General features: G+C 70.9%; 15 protein-coding genes and 3 tRNA genes. 7 read left to right on the forward strand and 11 right to left on the reverse strand.

Annotated elements, in window-relative coordinates:
* Together RBXJA2T_RS18790 and RBXJA2T_RS18795 are read right to left on the reverse strand one after the other, a co-directional pair.
* Window positions 1–252, reverse strand: a 252-nt coding sequence (locus tag RBXJA2T_RS18790; RefSeq protein ID WP_310731951.1) for a biotin/lipoyl-containing protein, incomplete at its 3' end; no start/stop codon positions are given.
* 107 nt (window positions 253–359) lie between these two features.
* On the reverse strand, window positions 360–3,218 hold the full coding sequence (locus RBXJA2T_RS18795; protein WP_009859015.1) for a 2-oxoglutarate dehydrogenase E1 component: 2,859 nt from the start codon (window positions 3,216–3,218) through the stop codon (window positions 360–362).
* Window positions 3,219–3,523: 305 nt separating this feature from the next.
* On the opposite strand from RBXJA2T_RS18795, the gene RBXJA2T_RS18800 reads away from it, so the two are divergent.
* The gene (locus RBXJA2T_RS18800) at window positions 3,524–3,874 is read left to right on the forward strand and encodes a hypothetical protein (protein WP_009859016.1); all 351 of its coding nucleotides are present in this window, start codon (window positions 3,524–3,526) and stop codon (window positions 3,872–3,874) included.
* A gap of 16 nt (window positions 3,875–3,890) precedes the next feature.
* Here RBXJA2T_RS18800 and RBXJA2T_RS18805 read toward each other — a convergent pair whose 3' ends face one another.
* The 5 genes from RBXJA2T_RS18805 to RBXJA2T_RS18825 form a co-directional block, all read right to left on the reverse strand.
* Window positions 3,891–4,844: an NAD(P)H-dependent flavin oxidoreductase gene (locus tag RBXJA2T_RS18805; protein WP_009859017.1), complete on the reverse strand. Its 954-nt coding sequence runs from the start codon at window positions 4,842–4,844 to the stop codon at window positions 3,891–3,893.
* Entirely contained in the window at window positions 4,844–6,619 is a 1,776-nt protein-coding gene (locus tag RBXJA2T_RS18810) for an acyl-CoA dehydrogenase (protein WP_009859018.1), read from the reverse strand. The genes RBXJA2T_RS18805 and RBXJA2T_RS18810 overlap by 1 nt, the downstream gene beginning before the upstream one ends.
* Before the next feature lie 61 nt (window positions 6,620–6,680).
* Window positions 6,681–7,613: an electron transfer flavoprotein subunit alpha/FixB family protein gene (locus tag RBXJA2T_RS18815; protein WP_009859019.1), complete on the reverse strand. Its 933-nt coding sequence runs from the start codon at window positions 7,611–7,613 to the stop codon at window positions 6,681–6,683.
* A 1-nt stretch (window position 7,614) separates the two neighbouring features.
* Window positions 7,615–8,364: an electron transfer flavoprotein subunit beta/FixA family protein gene (locus RBXJA2T_RS18820; protein ID WP_009859020.1), complete on the reverse strand. Its 750-nt coding sequence runs from the start codon at window positions 8,362–8,364 to the stop codon at window positions 7,615–7,617.
* 164 nt (window positions 8,365–8,528) lie between these two features.
* The gene (locus RBXJA2T_RS18825; protein WP_009859021.1) at window positions 8,529–9,824 is read right to left on the reverse strand and encodes an MFS transporter; all 1,296 of its coding nucleotides are present in this window, start codon (window positions 9,822–9,824) and stop codon (window positions 8,529–8,531) included.
* Window positions 9,825–9,966: 142 nt separating this feature from the next.
* Between RBXJA2T_RS18825 and RBXJA2T_RS18830 the strand changes: the two genes are divergently transcribed.
* The 6 genes from RBXJA2T_RS18830 to RBXJA2T_RS18855 all read left to right on the forward strand — a co-directional run bounded on the left by RBXJA2T_RS18830 (window position 9,967) and on the right by RBXJA2T_RS18855 (window position 15,911).
* Window positions 9,967–11,361: an aminotransferase-like domain-containing protein gene (locus RBXJA2T_RS18830; protein ID WP_009859022.1), complete on the forward strand. Its 1,395-nt coding sequence runs from the start codon at window positions 9,967–9,969 to the stop codon at window positions 11,359–11,361.
* 160 nt (window positions 11,362–11,521) lie between these two features.
* Entirely contained in the window at window positions 11,522–11,842 is a 321-nt protein-coding gene (locus tag RBXJA2T_RS18835; protein ID WP_009859023.1) for a BON domain-containing protein, read from the forward strand.
* Between the two features lie 115 nt (window positions 11,843–11,957).
* Window positions 11,958–12,611, forward strand: a complete 654-nt coding sequence (locus RBXJA2T_RS18840; protein ID WP_029718323.1) for a DUF3348 family protein — start codon at window positions 11,958–11,960, stop codon at window positions 12,609–12,611.
* Entirely contained in the window at window positions 12,608–14,683 is a 2,076-nt protein-coding gene (locus tag RBXJA2T_RS18845; protein ID WP_009859025.1) for a DUF802 domain-containing protein, read from the forward strand. The genes RBXJA2T_RS18840 and RBXJA2T_RS18845 overlap by 4 nt, the downstream gene beginning before the upstream one ends.
* A complete protein-coding gene (locus RBXJA2T_RS18850) occupies window positions 14,680–15,327 on the forward strand; it encodes an OmpA family protein (RefSeq protein WP_009859026.1) in 648 nt (215 codons plus the stop codon). Before RBXJA2T_RS18845 ends, RBXJA2T_RS18850 begins: the two co-directional genes overlap by 4 nt.
* The gene (locus tag RBXJA2T_RS18855) at window positions 15,324–15,911 is read left to right on the forward strand and encodes a DUF2894 domain-containing protein (RefSeq protein ID WP_009859027.1); all 588 of its coding nucleotides are present in this window, start codon (window positions 15,324–15,326) and stop codon (window positions 15,909–15,911) included. Before RBXJA2T_RS18850 ends, RBXJA2T_RS18855 begins: the two co-directional genes overlap by 4 nt.
* Here the strand turns inward: RBXJA2T_RS18855 and RBXJA2T_RS18860 are convergent.
* From RBXJA2T_RS18860 to lon, 4 genes are all read right to left on the reverse strand, one after another.
* A tRNA-Leu gene (locus RBXJA2T_RS18860) sits at window positions 15,912–16,003 on the reverse strand. It lies immediately after the preceding gene.
* A 62-nt stretch (window positions 16,004–16,065) separates the two neighbouring features.
* Window positions 16,066–16,139: transfer RNA gene (locus tag RBXJA2T_RS18865), tRNA-Cys, on the reverse strand.
* A 64-nt stretch (window positions 16,140–16,203) separates the two neighbouring features.
* Window positions 16,204–16,279 (reverse strand) — tRNA-Gly (locus RBXJA2T_RS18870).
* Between the two features lie 82 nt (window positions 16,280–16,361).
* Window positions 16,362–18,785, reverse strand: a complete 2,424-nt coding sequence (gene lon, locus RBXJA2T_RS18875; protein WP_009859028.1) for an endopeptidase La — start codon at window positions 18,783–18,785, stop codon at window positions 16,362–16,364.
* Window positions 18,786–18,816 lie beyond the last annotated feature (31 nt).

Here is an 18,816-nt window from a genome sequence, read left to right on the forward strand (position 1 = left end):
GCCGGCCTTGGCCTCGGTGTCGATCCTGGCGATCAGCTGGTCGCTGGCGACGGTGGCACCGTCGGCCTCGACGAGCTCGGCCAGCACACCGGCGGCCGGCGCCGGCACCTCGAGCACGACCTTGTCGGTCTCGATCTCGATCAGGATCTCATCGGCGGCGACGGCGTCGCCGGGCTTCTTCTTCCATTGCAGCAGGGTGGCTTCCGCGACCGATTCGGACAGTTGCGGGACCTTCACTTCAACGATTGCCATGGTCTATCTCGGTGTCTTGTTCGGGGCACCGCGGGGTGACAGGGCCGTCCAGGCCGTCGACCTCGCGGCGGGGCCGGGCGCTGCCACACGGCGCACCCGGCACGCGCTCACTTGGTCAAAACAAAGCCCTTGAGCTTGCCGTAGGCCTGCTCGAGCAGCGCCTTCTGCTGCTCCTGGTGCAGGTGCGAGTAGCCGACCGCGGGCGAGGCGGACGGCGGCCGGCCGGCATAACCCAGCTTCTGGCCGTCGAGCATGTTCTCGTGCACGTAGTGCTGCACGAAGAACCACGCGCCCTGGTTCTGCGGTTCGTCCTGGCACCACACGACCTCGGTGGCGTTCGGGAAACGCTTCATCTCGGCCGCGAAGGCCTTGTGCGGGAACGGATAGAGCTGCTCGACGCGGATGATCGCGACGTCTGCGGCCTTCTTCTCCTCGCGCTTCCTGATCAGGTCGTAGACCACCTTGCCCGAGCAGCAGACGACACGCTTGACCTTGTCGGCCTCGGCGTCCGGGTGCAGCGAGGTCATCACGGTGCGGAACTCGCCGCGCGTGAACTCGGTGAGCGGCGAGGTCGCGTCCTTGGCACGCAGCAGCGACTTCGGCGAGAAGATCACCAGCGGCTTGCGGAACGGGCGCACCATCTGGCGGCGCAGCAGGTGGAAGATCTGGCTGGCCGACGTGGGCTGCACGATCTGCATGTTGTTGTCGGCCGCCAGCTGCATGAAGCGCTCCAGGCGCGCCGAGCTGTGCTCGGGGCCCTGGCCTTCGTAGCCGTGCGGCAGCAGCATCACCAGGCCGTTGGCCCGGCCCCACTTCACTTCGCCGGAGGCGATGAACTGGTCGATGACGACCTGCGCGCCGTTGGCGAAGTCGCCGAACTGGGCTTCCCAGATCGTCAGCGTGTTCGGCTCGGCCGAGGCGTAGCCGTACTCGAAGCCGAGCACCGCTTCTTCGGACAGGATCGAGTCGATGACGACGAACGGCGCCTGGCCTTCGGCGACGTTCTGCAGCGGCACGTAGGTGCCGGTGTCCCACTTTTCGCGGTTCTGGTCGTGCAGCACGGCGTGGCGGTGCACGAAGGTGCCGCGGCCGCAGTCCTCGCCCGACAGGCGCACCGCGTAGCCGCTGGCCACCAGCGACGCGTAGGCCAGCGTCTCGCCCATGCCCCAGTCGACGTTGATCTCGCCGCGGCCCATCGCGGCGCGGTCGGCGAGCACCTTCTCGACCAGCGGGTGCACCTTGAAGGTCGACGGCAGCGTCGTCACGCGTTCGGCCAGCCGCTTGATCTCGGCCAGCGGCAGCGCGGTGTCGGCGGCGTCGGTCCACTTCCGGCCGAGGTACGGGGCCCAGTCGACCGCGTACTTGCTCTTGAAGTTGGTCAGCACCGGGTTGATCGTGTGCCGGCCCTCGTCCATCGCCGAGCGGAAGGCCTTGACCATCTGGTCCGGGCCCTCGGGCGGCAGCACGCCCTGGGCGACGAGCTTGTCGCCGTAGAGCTTGCGCGTGCCCGGGTGCTGGGCGATCTTCTTGTACATCAGCGGCTGCGTCAGGCTCGGCGTGTCCTGTTCGTTGTGGCCGAGCTTGCGGAAGCAGACGATGTCGACGACGACGTCCTTCTTGAACTGCTGGCGGTAGTCCATCGCCAGCTGGGTGCACAGCACGACGGCCTCGGGGTCGTCGCCGTTCACGTGCAGCACCGGCGCCTCGATCATCTTGACGACGTCCGAGCAGTACAGCGTCGAGCGGCTGTCACGCGGGTCGCTGGTCGTGAAGCCGATCTGGTTGTTGACGACCAGGTGCAGCGTGCCGCCGGTGAAGTAGCCGCGCGTCTTGGCCAGCGCCAGCGTCTCCATCACGACGCCCTGGCCGGCGAAGGCCGCGTCGCCGTGCACCTGCACCGGCAGGACCTGGTTGCCCTGCGGGTCGCCGCGGCGGTCCATGCGCGCCTTGGCCGAACCTTCGACGACCGGGTTGACGATCTCCAGGTGCGAGGGGTTGAAGGCCAGGCTCAGGTGCACCGGGCCGCCGGCCGTCGAGACGTCGCTGGAGAAGCCCTGGTGGTACTTGACGTCACCGGCCGGCAGCGCCTCGGGCGCGGTGTGGTCGAACTCGGCGAACAGGTCCTTGGGCATCTTGCCCAGGGTGTTGACGAGCACGTTCAGGCGGCCGCGGTGGGCCATGCCGATGACGATCTCCTGCACGCCCTTCTCGCCGGCGCGCTGCACAAGTTCGTCCATCGACGCGATGAAGCTCTCGCCGCCTTCGAGCGAGAAGCGCTTCTGGCCGACGTACTTGGTGTGCAGGTAGCGCTCCAGGCCTTCGGCGGCGGTCAGGCGCTCGAGGATGTGCTTCTTCTCGTCGGCGGTGAAGCTGGGTTTGCTGCGCGAGGACTCCAGGCGCTCCTGCCACCAGCGCTTCTCGGCCGGGTCGGTGCAGTGCATGAACTCGACGCCGATCGTGCCGCAGTAGGTCTCGCGCAGGGCCTGCAGGATGTCCCGCAGGCTCATGTTCTCGGCCTTGCTGAAGTACGTGTTCGCGGCCGAGAACACGATGTCCATGTCCGACTCGCTCAGGTCGTAGAACGCCGGCTCGAGTTCGGGGATCTTCGGGCGCTCGGTGCGCTTGAGCGGATCGAGGTCGGCCCAGCGCGAACCGAGGAAGCGGTAGGCGGCGATCAGGCTCTGGACGTGGACCTGCTTGCGCGCGACGGCGAGGTCGGCGGCGCTGGCCTTCAGCGCGAAGGCGTTGGCCTTGGCGCGCTGGGCGAAGGATTCGACGACCGGGGCGTGGGCGACGTCGCGGCTGTCGGAGCCGTCGACCGCGGGCACGTGCTGGAGGTTGTCGAAGTAGGCGCGCCAGTTGTCGGGCACGCTGCCGGGGTTGTCGAGGTAGGCCTCGTAGAGTTCCTCGACGTACGGGGCATTGCCCCCGAACAGGTACGAATTCGACCTGTACTGCTGCATCATCTCTCGCGCACCTTTCGCCCCGGTTCCCAGGGCTACGATGGGTTGATCAACCTTCCGCGGCCCCGGCTTCACCGGTTGGCGGATTGCGACCCGCCTTGCTGCACATCTGACTCAGCAAGGGGACGGGAAGGACCAGACACGTTCCGTATCCAGCGAAGGACTGTAGCACTCGTGCGGATTTCGGGTGGGGCGATCTGATCCAGCGCAAACCCGGACGACCCCATGCACGGCGTGGCAAATGGCACGCGGCGGCAGCCTTCATCGGCGCTTGGCGGCCCGGCGTCCGGGCGCACACTGCGCCGGCCATGTCCACCCGCCGCGTCCTCATCGTTCCCGAGGCACCACCGAAGCCGACGGCCGGCGAGCCCTGCAACGGCTGCGGCGTCTGCTGCGCCGCCGAGCCCTGCCCGCTGGGCGTGTGGATCTCGCGCCGCCGCCACGGCGCCTGCGCGGCGCTGGTCTGGGCGGCCGAAGAAGGCCGCTACCGCTGCGGCGCGATCGCCGAGCCCGGCCGCCATCTGCCGTGGCTGCCCGAGGCCTGGGCGGCACGGCTGGCACGGCGCTGGATCGCCGCCGGCGTCGGCTGCGACGCAGACTACGAGGTGCTGGACGCACAACAGGCCGGAGACGCCGCGAACGGCGACCCGGCCCGCTGAGCCCGGCGGGGCCGAGTCAGGCCGTCAGGCCCAGGCGCTGGCGCGCCGCGTCGTACTCGCGCTTCAGCCGCGCGACCAGTTCGCCGGCCGGCAACACCGCCTTCACGGCACCGATGCCCTGGCCGCAGCCCCAGATGTCCTTCCAGGCCTTGGCACCGTCACCGCCGAAGTTCATCTTCGACGGGTCGCTCTCGGGCAGGTGGTCCGGGTCCAGCCCGGCGTTGCGGATCGACGGCTTCAAGTAGTTGCCGTGCACGCCGGTGAAGAGGTTGGAGTAGACGATGTCGTCGCTGTCGCAATCGACGATGCACTGCTTGTAGGCCTCGGCGGCGCGCGCCTCCTCGGTGGCGATGAAGGCCGAGCCGATGTAGGCCAGGTCGGCGCCCATCGCCTGCGCGGCGAGCACCGCGTCGCCGGTGGCGATCGAGCCCGACAGCGCCAGCGGCCCGTCGAACCAGGCGCGGATCTCCTGGATCAGCGCGAACGGGCTCTTGACGCCGGCATGGCCGCCGGCACCCGCGGCCACGGCGATCAGGCCGTCGGCGCCCTTCTCCACCGCCTTGTGCGCGAAGGCGTTGTTGATGACGTCGTGCAGCACGATGCCGCCCCAGGCGTGCACCGCGTCGTTGACGTCGGTGCGCGCACCCAGCGAGGTGATGACCAGCGGCACCTTGTAGCGCGCGCAGACCTCCAGGTCGTGCTCGAGCCGGTCGTTGCTCTTGTGCACGATCTGGTTGATCGCGAACGGCGCCGACTTGCGCTCGGGGTGGTCGCGGTCCCAGGCGGCCAGCGTCTCGGTGATCTCGGCCAGCCACTCGTCGAGCAACGAGGCCGGCCTGGCGTTGAGCGCCGGCATCGAACCGACGATGCCGGCCTTGCACTGCTCGATGACGAGCTTGGGGTTGCTGATGATGAACAGCGGCGAGCCGATGACCGGGAGCGCCAGGTGTCGCAGCACGGGCGGCAGCATCAGAAGGCCTCCAGTTCGAGCGCGGTGACCGACTCGGCGCCGTCGACGATGGCGTCGCGCAGACCGCCGCAGCGCACCAGCAGATGGTCGCCGTAGAAGCGTGCGGTGGCGATCTTGGCTTTCATGAACTCGGGGTCCTCGCCGGCAGCCAGGCGCTGTTCGGCGACGAGCAGCGCACGCGCCATCTGCCAGCCCGCGACCGCCGTGCCGGCCAGCATCAGATAGGGCACGCTGCCGGAGAACACGGCGTTCGGCTCGCTCTTCACCTTGGCGAGCACGAAGTCGACGACGTCGAGGAAGGCGCGGCGCGCGGCGCCCAGGTGGCGCGCCATTGCCAGCGCGGCGGCGCTGCCCGACGCGTTCAGCTCGCCTTCGGTGGCTTCGATCTGCGCCGCGATCGCACGCGCGGTGGCGCCGCCGTCGCGCGCCGTCTTGCGGCCGACCAGGTCGTTGGCCTGGATCGCCGTCGTGCCTTCGTAGATCGTCAGGATCTTGGCGTCGCGCAGGTGCTGCGCGGCACCGGTCTCCTCGATGAAGCCCATGCCGCCGTGCACCTGCACGCCCAGGCTGGCGACGTCCAGGCTCATCTCGGTGGACAGGCCCTTCACCAGCGGAACCAGGAACTCGTAGAAGGCCTGGTTCTGCTTGCGCGCGGCGGCGTCCGGGTGTGCGTGCGCGGCGTCGTAGGCGGCCGCGGCCACCAGCGCCATCGCGCGGCAGCCTTCGGTGTGGGCGCGCATCGTCATCAGCATGCGGCGCACGTCGGGGTGGCGGATGATGGCCGCAGCGCCCGGCGTCGAGCCGTCGACCGGGCGGCTCTGCACGCGGTCGCGGGCGTAGGCCACGGCCTGCTGGTAGGCACGTTCGGCCAGCGCGATGCCCTGCACGCCGACGCCGAAGCGCGCGGCGTTCATCATGATGAACATGTACTCCAGGCCGCGGTTCTCTTCGCCGACGAGGTAGCCCACCGCACCCCCGTGGTCGCCGAACTGCAGCACCGCGGTCGGGCTGGCCTTGATGCCCAGCTTGTGTTCGATGCTGACGCAGTGCACGTCGTTGCGCGTGCCGTCGGCCAGCACCTTGGGGCAGACGAACAGCGAGATGCCCTTCACGCCTTCGGGCGCGCCGGTGACACGCGCGAGCACGAGGTGGACGATGTTCTCGGCCATGTCGTGTTCGCCCCAGGTGATGAAGATCTTCGTGCCGAAGACCTTGTACGTGCCGTCGCCCTGCGGCTCGGCGCGCGTGCGCACCAGCGACAGGTCGCTGCCGGCCTGCGGTTCGGTCAGGTTCATCGTGCCGGTCCAGCGCCCCGAGATCAGGTTCGGGATGTAGGCCTGCTGCATCTCGTGGCTGCCGGCGGTCAGCAGCGCCTCGATGGCGCCATCGCTGAGCAGCGGGCACAGCGCGAAGCTGATGCTGGCGCTGTTGACCATCTCTCCGCAGGCCGCGCCGATCAGCTTGGGCAGGCCCTGGCCGCCGAACTCCACCGGGTGCTGCAGCCCCTGCCAGCCGCCTTCGGCGAACTGCTGGAAGGCCTGCTTGAAGCCGGGCGTGGCGCGCACCTGGCCGTCGGCGAACGACGAGGGGTCGAGGTCACCGACACGGTTCAGCGGCGCGACGACGTTCTCGTTGAAGCGCGCGCACTCCTCCAGCACGGCGGCAGCGGTGTCGAAGCCGGCGTCCTCGAATCCGGGCAGCGCGGCGACGGCGTCGAGGCCGGCGAGCTCCTTCATCACGAACAGCATGTCCTTGACCGGGGCACGGTACGTCATGGTTTTCGTCTCCAGATGGAAAAAAGGCGCCACGGAGGGCGCCTCGGGATCTTGTTGTTCTTCAGATGGCGGCGACCAGCTCCGGCACCGCGGCGAACAGGTCCGCCTCCAGGCCGTAGTCGGCGACGCTGAAGATCGGGGCCTCGGGATCCTTGTTGATCGCGACGATGACCTTGCTGTCCTTCATGCCCGCCAGGTGCTGGATCGCGCCGCTGATGCCGGCGGCGATGTAGAGCTGCGGCGCGACGATCTTGCCGGTCTGGCCGACCTGCCAGTCGTTGGGCGCGTAGCCCGCGTCGACCGCAGCGCGGCTGGCGCCGAGCGCGGCACCCAGCTTGTCGGCCAGCGGCGTCAGCACCTCGTTGAACTTGTCGCTGGAGCCCAACGCGCGGCCGCCGGAGACGATGATCTTGGCGGCCGTCAGCTCGGGGCGGTCGCTGGTGGCGATCTCGCTGCCGACGTAGACCGAGAGGCCGGCATCGGCCACGGCCGCGATCGACTCGACCGCGGCACTGCCGCCGGTCGCCGCCGCGGCGTCGAAGCCGGTCGTGCGCACGGTGATGACCTTGATCACGTCGGCGCTCTGCACGGTGGCGATGGCGTTGCCGGCGTAGATCGGGCGCTCGAAGGTGTCGGCGGAGACGATCTTCGTCGCGTCGCTGATCTGGGCGACGTCCAGCAGCGCGGCGACACGCGGGGCGACGTTCTTGCCGCCGGCGGTGGCCGGGAACAGCACGTGGCTGTAGTCCTTGGCGATGGCGACGACCTGGGCGGCGAGGTTCTCGGCCAGGCCATGGGCCAGCGCCGCGCCGTCGGCGTGCAGCACCTTGGCGACACCGGCGATCTGCGCCGCGGCCTGGGCCGCCGCGCCGGCGTTCTCGCCGGCGACCAGCAGGTGCACGTCGCCGCCGCAGGCCAGCGCCGCGGTGACGGTGTTCAGGGTCGCGCCCTTGACGGTCGCGTTGTCGTGTTCGGCAATGACGAGGACAGCCATCTCAGATCACCTTCGCTTCGTTCTTCAGCTTGGCCACCAGCGTGGCGACGTCGGGCACCTTGACGCCGGCGCCGCGCTTGGGCGGCTCGGCGACCTTCAGCGTCTTCAGCCGCGGCGTCACGTCGACACCCAGGTCGGCCGGCTTGACGGTCTCCAGCGGCTTCTTCTTGGCCTTCATGATGTTCGGCAGCGTGACGTAACGCGGCTCGTTCAGGCGCAGGTCGGCGGTGACGACGGCCGGCAGCTTGAGGTCCACGGTCTCGGCGCCGCCGTCGATCTCGCGCGCCACCTTGGCGCGGCCGTCGGCGATCTCGATCTTGCTGGCGAAGGTCGCCTGCGGCAGGCCGGCCAGCGCGGCCAGCATCTGGCCGGTCTGGTTGGCGTCGTCGTCGATCGCCTGCTTGCCGACGATGACGAGGCCCGGCTGCTCCTTGTCGACCAGCGCCTTCAGCAGCTTGGCGACGGCCAGCGGCTGCAGCTCTTCGGTGGTCTCGACGAGGATCGCGCGGTCGGCGCCGATCGCCATCGCGGTACGCAGCGTCTCCTGGCACTGCGTGACGCCGCAGGACACGACGACGATCTCGGTCGCGACGCCCTTCTCCTTCAGACGCACGGCCTCCTCGACGGCGATCTCGTCGAAGGGGTTCATGCTCATCTTGACGTTGGCGATGTCGACCCCGGTGCCGTCGCTCTTCACGCGGACCTTGACGTTGTAATCGACCACCCGCTTGACGGGGACCAGCACCTTCATGCCTCAGCTCCTGGGAGTTGACGTTGACGTTACCCGACGATTCTAGTGGGGGGTTCCCGAACGCATCGACCGGAGCCCCCAGAAATCGAACGATCGTTCTATTTTGGGCGAACCCCATCAGGGTGAACACTAGGATTCCCCCTGCCCCGAGGCCCGCGCCAGATTCAGGAACGCGTAAACGCCCGAGGGTAATGGCGTCCGTACCAGCCACGCGCGCCCTCGTGGTCCTGGCGAAGGAAGTGCGCCAGCCCCGGTACCGCCATCAGCAACAGGCCGCTGAAGGCAAAACCCGCCGCCAGCATCAGGTAGACCGTCGGCACCGCGACGACCCCCAGCAGCGCGCCGCCGAGCGCCGGCGCGAGTGCCGCCGCCAGATGGGCGATCGCCAGGTGCGCCGCACTCATGCGGGCGCGGTAGTCGTCGGGCATCGCCAGCATGCGGTGCGTCTGGCCGACCAGCTGCGTCACCGACAGCGCCAGGCCGATGACGGCGAACAGCGCGACCAGCAGCGGCGCCCGCTCGCCCCAGCCGACGCCGGCGATCGCCGCAGCGCAGGCGAGCGTCGCGACGGCGAGCGCCCGCAGCCGCCCGACGCGTTCGATCAGCGCCGGCGCCAGCCCGGCGACACCGGCCAGCAACCCCAGCGACAGCGCCCCGCTGCAGGCCCCGAACCACGCCGCCGACAGCCCCAGCCCCTGGATGCGCAGCGGCAGCAGCAGCCCGGTGGCCGGCAGCAGGCACAGCATCATCAAGGCGCCGACCAACGTCCACCAGCGGTCCAGCCGCACCTGCCACTTGGCACGCAGGCCGTCGGCCATCTCGTCGAACCAGCCGCGGCTGGGCGCAGCGCCGGCCGGCCGCACGGCCGAACCGACATTCCAGGCCGCGAGCGCCGCCACGCCGAACAGCAGCAGGTTCAGCAGCATCGCGGCCGGCAAGCCCGCGGCGGCCAGTACGACGCCGCCCACGCCCGGCCCGAGCAGCCCGCCGAGCGCCTGGGCACCGCGGCGCCAGCGGATCGCCGCCGGCAGTTCGTCCGCCGGCACCAGCTCGGGCAGGATGCTCGCCTCGGCCGGCCACAGCAGCGCCGTCGTCGCCACCGACAGCAGGCTGCAGAGGCAGATCAGCCGCAGGTCGTAGACGCCGGCCCCGCACAGCAGCGTGATGGCCAGAGCATCGAGCACCAGCACCAGCTTGCCCAGGCGGATCAGCCGCCGCTTGGGCCAGCGGTCGCCGGCCGGAGACAGCAGCGGCGTCGCCAGCAGCGCCGCCAGCGCGGTGACCGCGCCGTAGCGCGCCAGCGCGTCAGCACCACCTTCGCGGCTGATCCACCAGGCCAGCGCCAGATGCATGGCCGCGGCGGCCAGCAGCCCGAACAGCTCGCCCAGCATCAGCCGGCGCACCGGCACCGGAATCGAGCGCCAGGCGGCGGGCAGGGTCGGGAGCAGGCGTTCCGTCATGGCACTGCACTCTAGGCAGCGCGGCCGGCGTGCGTAAGCCACAGCAGCCGCCTCCGGCGCCGCATGCAGCGGCCGCTGTATCGACCCAGGCGACGGATCTCTGTATCGATCCAGAAGCGCTGCATCGGCGTATCGTCACGCCATGCCCGAACGCCCCACCCGCTACCGCAGCCTGGCCGAGGACCTGGCGCGTGCGCTGCACGAAGGACGCTACCCGCCGGGCTCGCAACTGCCGTCGGTGCGCCAGCTCTGCGCCGAACACGGCGCCAGCCTGGCGACCGTCACGCACGCGCTGCACGAGCTGGAGGACGCCGGGCTGATCGAGGCGCGCGCGCGGCGCGGCCACTTCGTGCGCGGCGCGGTGCGCGCGCCGGTGCCGGCCGGCGGCGAGGCGCTGGAACTCGAAGGCCGGCGCAAGCGCCTGATCGAGCTGGCGACGACACGGCCCGACAGCCTGTCGCTGAGCCATCTGGCGCTGCCGGCGGCGCTGCTGCCGCTGCCGGCGCTGCAGCGCCATCTGCAGCTGGCGCTGGCGGCCGACCGCACGCTGCTGGCGATCGGCAGCGTCTACGGCAGCGAGGCGCTGCGCCGGGCGCTGGCGCACCGCATGCTGCGCGCCGGCTGCGCGGTCGACGCCGAGGACGTCGTCGTCACGCACGGCGAAGGCGAGGCGCTGGAGCTCTGCCTGCGGCTGCTCACCCGCCCCGGCGACACCGTCGCGGTGCCCGAGCCGGCGTCGCCGCGCACGCTGGAACTCGTCGCCAGCCTGGGCCTGAAGCCGCTGGCGATCCCGGCGCCGCAGGACGGCGGCTTCTCGGTGCCGGCGCTGGCCTTCGCGCTGCAGCACCACGACGTGCGCTGCTGCATCGCCGAGCCCAGCTTCGACAGCGTGCGCGGCAGCCGCATGCCCGACGCGGCGCGCGAGCAGCTCGCCGCGCTGCTGCGCCAGCACCGCCTGCCGCTGATCGAGTGCGAGCTGATGGGCGAGCTGCAGCGCACCGGAGAGCGCCCGCGCCCGGTCAAGGCCTGGGACGACGACGACCGGGTGCTGTACTGCGCCAGCCTGGCCTGCGTCACCGGGCCGGGCATCAGCGTCGGCTGGGTGGCCAGCCGGCGCCACCGGCTGCAGCTGCGCGCCGCGCGCGCGGTGCACGGCGAGCTGCTGTCGCCGCTGACCGACGCCGCGCTGGCCGGCTTCCTGGCCGACCGCGGCTACGAGACCCATTTGCGCCGGCTGCGGCGAATTCTGGCGACGCAGACCGAGGCCTGGGTGGCGGCGGCGCGCCGCTGGCTGCCGCCCGGCACACGCGTCACGCCGGGCGAAGGGGGCTACGTGATCTGGGTCGAACTGCCGGCGGGCGCCGACAGCGCCGCGCTGCTGCCGCGGCTGCGCGAGCGCGGCTACGGCTTCGTGCCGGGGGCGGCATTCGGCAGCGGCGCGGCGCTGGCCGGCGGGCTGCGGCTGAGCGCCGCCCATCCGCTGGACGCCGAGCGCGAGGAGGGGCTGCGACAGCTCGGCGCGCTGCTCGGCGGCTGAGCGTCGGCTGTCGGACACGTCCGACAGCGCAGCACGCGGGTGCACCGACAGCCGGTCGCGCCCGAGCCCCACGCCGGCGGCACCGGCGCGAGGACACGATGCTGCTCACGAAAGCCGCCGGCTGCGGCCTTCGCCACGAGGAACAAGGAGAACGCATCGCATGAACACCATCCGAAACACGCTCGCCGCCACGATCACGGCCGTCGCCGCCCTCGTCGTCCTGCCGGGCTGCGCCGTCACGCGCGACCAGAGCACCGTCGGCGAATACATCGACGACAGCGCGATCACCACCGCCGTGAAGGCCAGGTTCGTCGAGGACAAGACCGTCGACGCCTCCGCCATCAGCGTCGAGACGCTGCGTGGCGAGGTGATGCTGTCGGGCTTCGCCAAGTCGGGCACGGAAAAGGAGCGTGCCGAGACGCTGGCGCGCAGCGTCAAGGGCGTCAAGCAGGTGAAGAACAAGCTCGAGGTGCGCGGCTGAACTTCGGCCTGCCGCCACGACGGGCGCCTTCGGGCGCCCTTTCTTTTGCCCGCGCCGGCCGCCCGGCGGCGCAGGCGGTACACTGCGCGCCCTTTACCGATCCTTCGACTGGCTCATGCTGCACGGGTCTGCCAGCCCGGGCGTTGCCGGTTCGGAGCTCACCCGCCTCCTCGCCCGTCTTGCCGACGGGCCGCCGGCCGAAGGGCGACCCGCCTTCGCCGAGCGACTGGGCCACTGGCTCGGATGGGCGGGCGCCATCTCGCTCGCTTCGGCGCTCTCCGCCGGACAGGCCGTGCCCGCCGCGGGCCGCACGGCCGGCAGCGAGGACGCGGACTTCCGGCGCGTGTGCGCGGCCCTGGAGGCGGCGATTGCCGCCGGGCCCGCCGAGCCGGCCACGAGCCCGGACGACTTCGGCCCGTTCCATCGCCACTGCCTGGGGCTCCAGCAGGGCATGCACGACGCCGTCGCCGCGCTGCGGCGGCGGCTGCGTGACGCCTTGTCGCGGCGCTCGGCAGCGCTGGCACGCGTCGCGGCGATCGACGCCGCGCTGGAGCCGGCGCTGGCGGCGCAGGAACGCCGCGTGCTGGCGCTGGTGCCGCAGCGGCTGATGGCGCATTTCGAGCGCCTGGGCCGCGAACACGGCGACGACGCGGGCTGGCTGGCCGCCTTCCGCGAGGATCTGGACGAGGTGATGCGGGCCGAACTGGCGCACCGGCTGCTGCCGGCGCAAGGCCTGCTGCAGACGCTGCACGATCACGAGGCGAGATGAACCGACTGCTTCCCCACGCGGCCTTCGCTGCCGGCATGCTGACCCTGATCTGGGTCGGCGCCGGTTATGGCGCCTCCAACCCGCTGGCGCTGACGCTGGTGGCCCTGATCGCGGTCTTCTTCATCGTCGGCGCACTCGAACTGCGGCGCTTCGCCGCCGAGACCGAGGCGCTGAACGCCCAGCTCGGCGCGACGACGGCCGAGCCGCCGTCGCTGGCCGCCTGGCTGGACGGCGTGCCGGCAGGGCTGCGCGACACCGTGCGCCTGCGTGTCGAAGGCGAACGCGCCGCGCTGCCCGGCCCGGCGCTGGTGCCCTACCTCGCCGGCCTGCTGGTGCTGCTGGGCATGCTCGGCACCTTCCTCGGCATGGTCGTCACGCTGCAGGGCACCGGCCAGGCGCTGGAGCACGCCGCCGACGTCGAGGCGATCCGCGCCTCGCTGGCGGCGCCGGTGCGCGGCCTGGGGCTGGCGTTCGGCAGCTCGGTGGCCGGCGTCGCCGCGTCGGCGATGCTGGGGCTGATGTCGGCGCTGCTGCGACGCGAACGCCGCCGTGCCGGCCGCCGGCTCGACGCCGTGATCGCCGGCCCGCTGCGCGCCTTCTCGCGCACGCAGCAGCGCGAAGCCTCGCTGGCGCTGCTGCAGGCCCAGGCGCAATGGCTGCCGGCGCTTGCCGAGCGGCTTCAGGCGCTGGCGACGACGATCGAGGAACGCGGCCGCACGCTGGACGAGCGCCTGCTCGCCGGCCAGCAGCGTTTCCATGACGACGCCGGCCAGGCCTGGCGCGAGTTGTCGGCCACCGTCGCCACGACGCTGGCCGAGACCGCCGCCGCCAGTGCCCGGCAAGCCGCTGCGGCGGTCGAGCCGGCGGTTCAGTCGACGATGGCGGCGCTGGAGCGCCAGTCGGTGACGCTGAACGAGACGCTGCGAGGCCAGGTGCAGCAGCATCTGGCCGGCGTCGCCGAACGCCTGGACGCCACGGCCGAACGCCTGGCCGAACACGGCCGCGAGGCGCTGGACGCGCAGCAGGCGCGCCAGCAGGCCCAGCTCGACCGCCTGGGCGCGGCGCTGGAACGTTTCGGCGGCGACCTGCAGACACGCTCGGCGACGCTGCTCGACGGCCTGGACGCCAGGCTGCAGACCGGCAGCGAACGCTGGTCGGCCGCCTGGCAGCAGACGCTGGAAATGCAGCACGACGCCCAGGCCGCACTGGCCGCCGCCGGCCGCGAGACCGTCGCCGCGGCCGGCGAGGTGCTGCAGCGCCACGCCGCCACGCTGCAGGCCGAACTGGCCGCGGCCCGCGCTGCCGCCGACGAAACCGCCGCTGCCCGCGAAGCCGAACGCCGCGCAGCGATGGAGACCACGCTGCAGGCGCTGGCCGAGCGACTGGCCGACGAGACACGCCGTGCCGCCGCCGACGCCGCCGGCCACCAGCAGCGTGTCTGCGCCGCGCTGGACGCCGCCGCCGACGCCGTCTCGGCACGCACGCGCGAGCAGGCCGAGGCGACGATCGCCCAGATCGGCCGCCTGGTGCAGGCCGCTGGCGAGGCGCCGCGCGCCGCCGCCGAGGTCATCGCCGAGCTGCGCCAGGCGCTGTCGGACAGCCTGGTGCGCGACAACGCGGCGCTGGAAGAACGCAACCGCCTGCTGGGCACGCTGGGCGAACTGCTCGACACCGTGCAGCGCGCCGGGCACGAGCAGCGCGAGACCATCGCCTCGCTGGTCGAGAGCACCGGCACGCTGCTGGAAGACGCCGGCAAACGCTTCGCCGCCCAGGTCGAGAGCGAAGCCCAGGCGCTGCGCACGACCGCGGCCCAGGTCGAGGCCGGCGCCGGCGAACTCGCCGCGCTGGGCGAAGGTTTCGGCCAGGCGGTCGAGCTCTTCGCGCGCAGCAGCGAGCAGACGACGGCGCAGTTGCAGCGCATAGAGGCCGCGCTCGCCCAGGCCGGCGCGCGCAGCGACGAGCAGCTCGCCTACTACGTCGCCCAGGCGCGCGAGATCGTCGACCTGACGCTGGGCGCCCAGCAGCAGGCGGTGGCCGCGCTGCAGCGCCGCGCCGCCGAGGCCGGGGCATGACCGCCGACGACGAGATCGACGGCGACGCCGAACACGGCGCGCCGGTCTGGGCGGTTTTCGGCGACCTGATGTCGGGGCTGCTCGGCGCCTTCGTGCTGATCCTGGTCTGCGCCATCGGGCTGCAGCTGGACCTGGCCGAACGCCTGCGCGCCGAGGTGCAGCAGCGCCAGGCCGAGGCCCAGCGCCGCGAGGCGCTGGAGCACGCGCTGGCCGTCCCGCTGGCCGCCGGCCGCGTGACGCTGGCCGGCGGGCGCATCGGCATCAGCGGCAACGTGCTGTTCGCCTTCAACTCCGCCGAGCTGCAGCCCGAGGGACGCCAGTTGCTGAAGAGCCTGGCCGGCCCGCTGGCGGCCTATCTGTCGGCGCGCGACGAGGTGCTGATGGTCAGCGGCTTCACCGACGACCGGCAGGTGCGCGACGGCGGCCGGGCGCGTTTTGCTGACAACTGGGAGTTGTCGGCCCAGCGTGCGCTGACGGTGACACGCGCGCTGATCGAGGACGGCGTGCCGTCGTCGGCGGTGTTCGCCGCGGCCTTCGGCGCCGAGCAGCCGGTGGCCTCGAACGCCGACGCCGCCGGGCGCGCCTTGAACCGGCGTGTCGAGATCGCGCCGACGCCGCGGCGGGCGGCCGACACGGCTCGATGAACGCAGCGGCCGACGAAGACGTATTCGCGGCGCTGGCCGCGCGCCGCGCCGTGCCCGGCGCCGAGCCGGTCGCACTGGCCGTCGCCGAAGCGCTGGCGCGCCGTGCCGCGGCGGCCGAAGGCGAGACGCGACGGCTGCTGCTGGCGCAGTTGCAGCGGCGCATCGACGCCATTGCCAACGTGCCGCCTGCCGCGCCCGCCGCCGCATTGCCGCCGCCCTGGGCCGGCCTGTCGTCGCTGGTCGACCGCCTGGGCCGCGCCGAAGCGCCGCCGCCACGCCGCCAGGTGCGCGCGCCGGCGCCGCCGCTGCTGAAGACCGTCGCCGCGCTGCAGCCCACCGTCGGCCGGCTGAAGACCGAGCACCGCTTGCGCCAGGCGCGTGCCCAGGTACCCGAGAACGCCGGGCCGCTGCATTCGTCGCGTGTGGTCCACCGCATGCTGCAGACGCTGCACGCCGACGCGCCGGCCTATCTGCAGGCACTGAGCGCCAGCGTCGAGGCGCTGGCCGAGCTGGAGAGGGCGTTCGAAGCCGGCCTGCGGCCGGCGGGGCGCGAAGCGCGAGGCGAGAGACGCCGTCAGCGCTGATGGTGCCCGGAGCGGGGATCGAACCCGCATGCCCTCTTTCGAGAGGCGGCGGAGTTTAAGTCCGCTGCGTCTGCCAGTTTCGCCATCCGGGCGGCTCAACGGGTTCTCGATGCACAAAGGGCTCCACACGGGAGCCCTTTGACGATCGGAATACTGGAGGCGCGATCCGGAGTCGAACCGGACTAGATGGATTTGCAATCCATTGCATAACCGCTTTGCTATCGCGCCGCGGGACAGAAAACCCGGATTCTGCCCAAAAAGAAGGGAAGCCTGGGCTTCCCTTCGGATGTCTTGGAGCGGGAAACGAGGCTCGAACTCGCGACCTCAACCTTGGCAAGGTTGCGCTCTACCAACTGAGCTATTCCCGCTTTGCCCTTGACTTCCTGCATTGGCTGCAACGAATCAAGACCGACAGTATAGACCGATTTTTACGCGGTTGGCAAGACCTTTTCAGTGCGGCAGCGCATCGGAACCGACGACCGGCGCCACCGCCGCTTCCGGTGTGGCGTCCTTGGCCGCGACCTCGTCTTCCGGCAGCGGCTCGGGCACCTTCTCCAGCGCGATCTCGAGCACGCGGTCGATCCAGCGCACCGGCACGATCTCGAGGTTGTTCTTCGCGTTCTCCGGAATCTCCTGGAGATCCTTGACGTTCTCTTCCGGGATCAGCACCGTCTTGATGCCGCCGCGGTGCGCCGCGAGCAGCTTCTCCTTCAGGCCGCCGATCGCCGTGACCTCGCCGCGCAGCGTGATTTCGCCGGTCATCGCGACGTCGGCCCGCACCGGGATGCCGGTCAGCGCCGAGACGAAAGCCGTCGTCATCGCCGCACCCGCGCTCGGCCCGTCCTTGGGCGTCGCGCCGTCGGGCACGTGGATGTGGATGTCGCGCTTCTCGAAGAGCTCGTCCTTGATGCCCAGGCGGCGGGCACGCGAGCGCACCACCGAGCGGGCCGCCTCGACCGACTCCTTCATCACGTCGCCCAACTGGCCGGTGCGGATGATGTTGCCCTTGCCGGGCATCACCGCCGCCTCGATCGTCAGCAGATCGCCGCCGACCTCGGTCCAGGCGAGGCCGACGACCTGGCCGACCTGGTTCTGCTTCTCGGCGCGGCCGAAGTCGTACTTGCGCACGCCCAGGAAGTCGTTGAGGTTGTCCTCGGTGACGACGACCTTGCCCTCGTAGGTCTTGAGCTGGATGCCCTTGACCACCTTGCGGCAGATCTTGGAGATCTCGCGCTCGAGCGAACGCACGCCGGCTTCACGCGTGTAATAGCGGATGATGCCGCGCAGCGCCGACTCGGTGACTTCCATCTCGCCGTCGGCCACGCCGTTGTTCTTCTGCTGCTTGGGCAGCAGGTAGCGCTGGGCGATGTTGAGCTTCTCGTCCTCGGTGTAGCCGGCCAGGCGGATGACTTCCATCCGGTCGAGCAGCGCCGGCGGGATGTTCATCGAGTTGGAGGTGGCGACGAACATCACGTCGGACAGGTCGAAGTCGACCTCGACGTAGTGGTCGCTGAAGGTGTGGTTCTGCTCGGGGTCGAGCACTTCCAGCAGCGCCGACGACGGGTCGCCGCGGAAGTCCATGCCCAGCTTGTCGATCTCGTCGAGCAGGAACAGCGGGTTGCGCACCGCGACCTTGCTCAGGCTCTGCAGCACCTTGCCCGGCATCGAGCCGATGTAGGTGCGGCGGTGGCCACGGATCTCGGCCTCGTCGCGCATGCCGCCCAGCGCCATGCGCACGAACTTGCGGCCGGTGGCACGCGCCACGCTCTGGCCGAGCGAGGTCTTGCCGACGCCCGGGGGGCCGACGAGGCACAGGATCGGCGCCTTGACCTTGTCGACGCGCTGCTGCACCGCGAGGTACTCGAGGATGCGGTCCTTGACCTTCTCCAGGCCGAAGTGATCCTCGTTGAGCACCGTCTCGGCGTTCGCCAGGTCGTGCTTGATCTTGGACTTCTTCGCCCAGGGCAGGTTGACCAGCGTGTCGATGTAGTTGCGCACGACGGTCGCCTCGGCGGACATCGGCGACATCAGCTTGAGCTTCTTCAGCTCCGACTCGGCCTTCTTGCGCGCTTCCTTGGTCATGCGCGCGGCGGCGATCTTCTTCTCGAGTTCCTCGAGGTCGGCGCCTTCTTCGCCGTCGCCGAGTTCCTTCTGGATCGCCTTGACCTGCTCGTTCAGGTAGTACTCGCGCTGGCTCTTCTCCATCTGCCGCTTGACGCGGCCGCGGATGCGCTTCTCGACCTGGAGGATGTCGACCTCGTGCTCGAGCAGCTCGAGCAGCTTCTCCAGCCGCTGCGCGGTGGCGAACAGGTCGAGCACGGCCTGCTTGGCCTCGAGCTTGAGCGGCAGGTGCGCGGCGATCGTGTCGGCCAGGCGGCCCGGATCGTCGATGCCGGCGATCGAGGTCAGGATCTCGGGCGGGATCTTCTTGTTGAGCTTGACGTACTGGTCGAACTGCTGCGTCACGGCGCGGCGCAGGGCCTCGATCTCGGGCGAGCTGTCGGCCGGCGCGGTGATCGGCGCGACGGTGCCGACGAAATGCTCGCCGGAGTCGGTGATCGTGACGGTGCGGGCGCGCTGCAGGCCTTCGACCAGCACCTTCACGGTGCCGTCGGGCAGCTTGAGCATCTGCAGGATGCTCGACACGCAGCCGATCTCGAACATGTCGTCGGCCTTGGGCTCGTCCTTGCCGGCGGCCTTCTGGGCGACGAGCATGATCTGCCGGCCCGACTCCATCGCCGCTTCCAGCGCCTTGATCGACTTCGGGCGCCCCACGAACAGCGGGATGACCATGTGCGGGAACACCACGACGTCACGCAGCGGCAGCAGCGGCAGCGTGATCGGGTCGCTCGGCAGGGTGGGATGTCCGGACATCGGTGTACCTCTCTTTCTCAGGCCCACGTGG

It is taken from the genome of Rubrivivax benzoatilyticus JA2 = ATCC BAA-35, assembly GCF_000190375.1.
GTDB lineage: Bacteria > Pseudomonadota > Gammaproteobacteria > Burkholderiales > Burkholderiaceae_C > Rubrivivax > Rubrivivax benzoatilyticus.

What these genes read in the sequence shown, in the direction of transcription:
- RBXJA2T_RS18840 (WP_029718323.1), top strand. Translation starts at nt 11,958, where the DNA reads ATGCTGCACGGGTCTGCCAGCCCGGGCGTTGCCGGTTCGGAGCTCACC.
- RBXJA2T_RS18810 (WP_009859018.1), bottom strand. Translation starts at nt 6,619, where the DNA reads ATGACGTACCGTGCCCCGGTCAAGGACATGCTGTTCGTGATGAAGGAG.
- RBXJA2T_RS18830 (WP_009859022.1), top strand. Translation starts at nt 9,967, where the DNA reads ATGCCCGAACGCCCCACCCGCTACCGCAGCCTGGCCGAGGACCTGGCG.
- RBXJA2T_RS18815 (WP_009859019.1), bottom strand. Translation starts at nt 7,613, where the DNA reads ATGGCTGTCCTCGTCATTGCCGAACACGACAACGCGACCGTCAAGGGC.
- RBXJA2T_RS18820 (WP_009859020.1), bottom strand. Translation starts at nt 8,364, where the DNA reads ATGAAGGTGCTGGTCCCCGTCAAGCGGGTGGTCGATTACAACGTCAAG.
- RBXJA2T_RS18835 (WP_009859023.1), top strand. Translation starts at nt 11,522, where the DNA reads ATGAACACCATCCGAAACACGCTCGCCGCCACGATCACGGCCGTCGCC.
- RBXJA2T_RS18800 (WP_009859016.1), top strand. Translation starts at nt 3,524, where the DNA reads ATGTCCACCCGCCGCGTCCTCATCGTTCCCGAGGCACCACCGAAGCCG.
- lon (WP_009859028.1), bottom strand. Translation starts at nt 18,785, where the DNA reads ATGTCCGGACATCCCACCCTGCCGAGCGACCCGATCACGCTGCCGCTG.
- RBXJA2T_RS18855 (WP_009859027.1), top strand. Translation starts at nt 15,324, where the DNA reads ATGAACGCAGCGGCCGACGAAGACGTATTCGCGGCGCTGGCCGCGCGC.
- RBXJA2T_RS18825 (WP_009859021.1), bottom strand. Translation starts at nt 9,824, where the DNA reads ATGACGGAACGCCTGCTCCCGACCCTGCCCGCCGCCTGGCGCTCGATT.
- RBXJA2T_RS18850 (WP_009859026.1), top strand. Translation starts at nt 14,680, where the DNA reads ATGACCGCCGACGACGAGATCGACGGCGACGCCGAACACGGCGCGCCG.
- RBXJA2T_RS18805 (WP_009859017.1), bottom strand. Translation starts at nt 4,844, where the DNA reads ATGCTGCCGCCCGTGCTGCGACACCTGGCGCTCCCGGTCATCGGCTCG.
- RBXJA2T_RS18845 (WP_009859025.1), top strand. Translation starts at nt 12,608, where the DNA reads ATGAACCGACTGCTTCCCCACGCGGCCTTCGCTGCCGGCATGCTGACC.
- RBXJA2T_RS18795 (WP_009859015.1), bottom strand. Translation starts at nt 3,218, where the DNA reads ATGATGCAGCAGTACAGGTCGAATTCGTACCTGTTCGGGGGCAATGCC.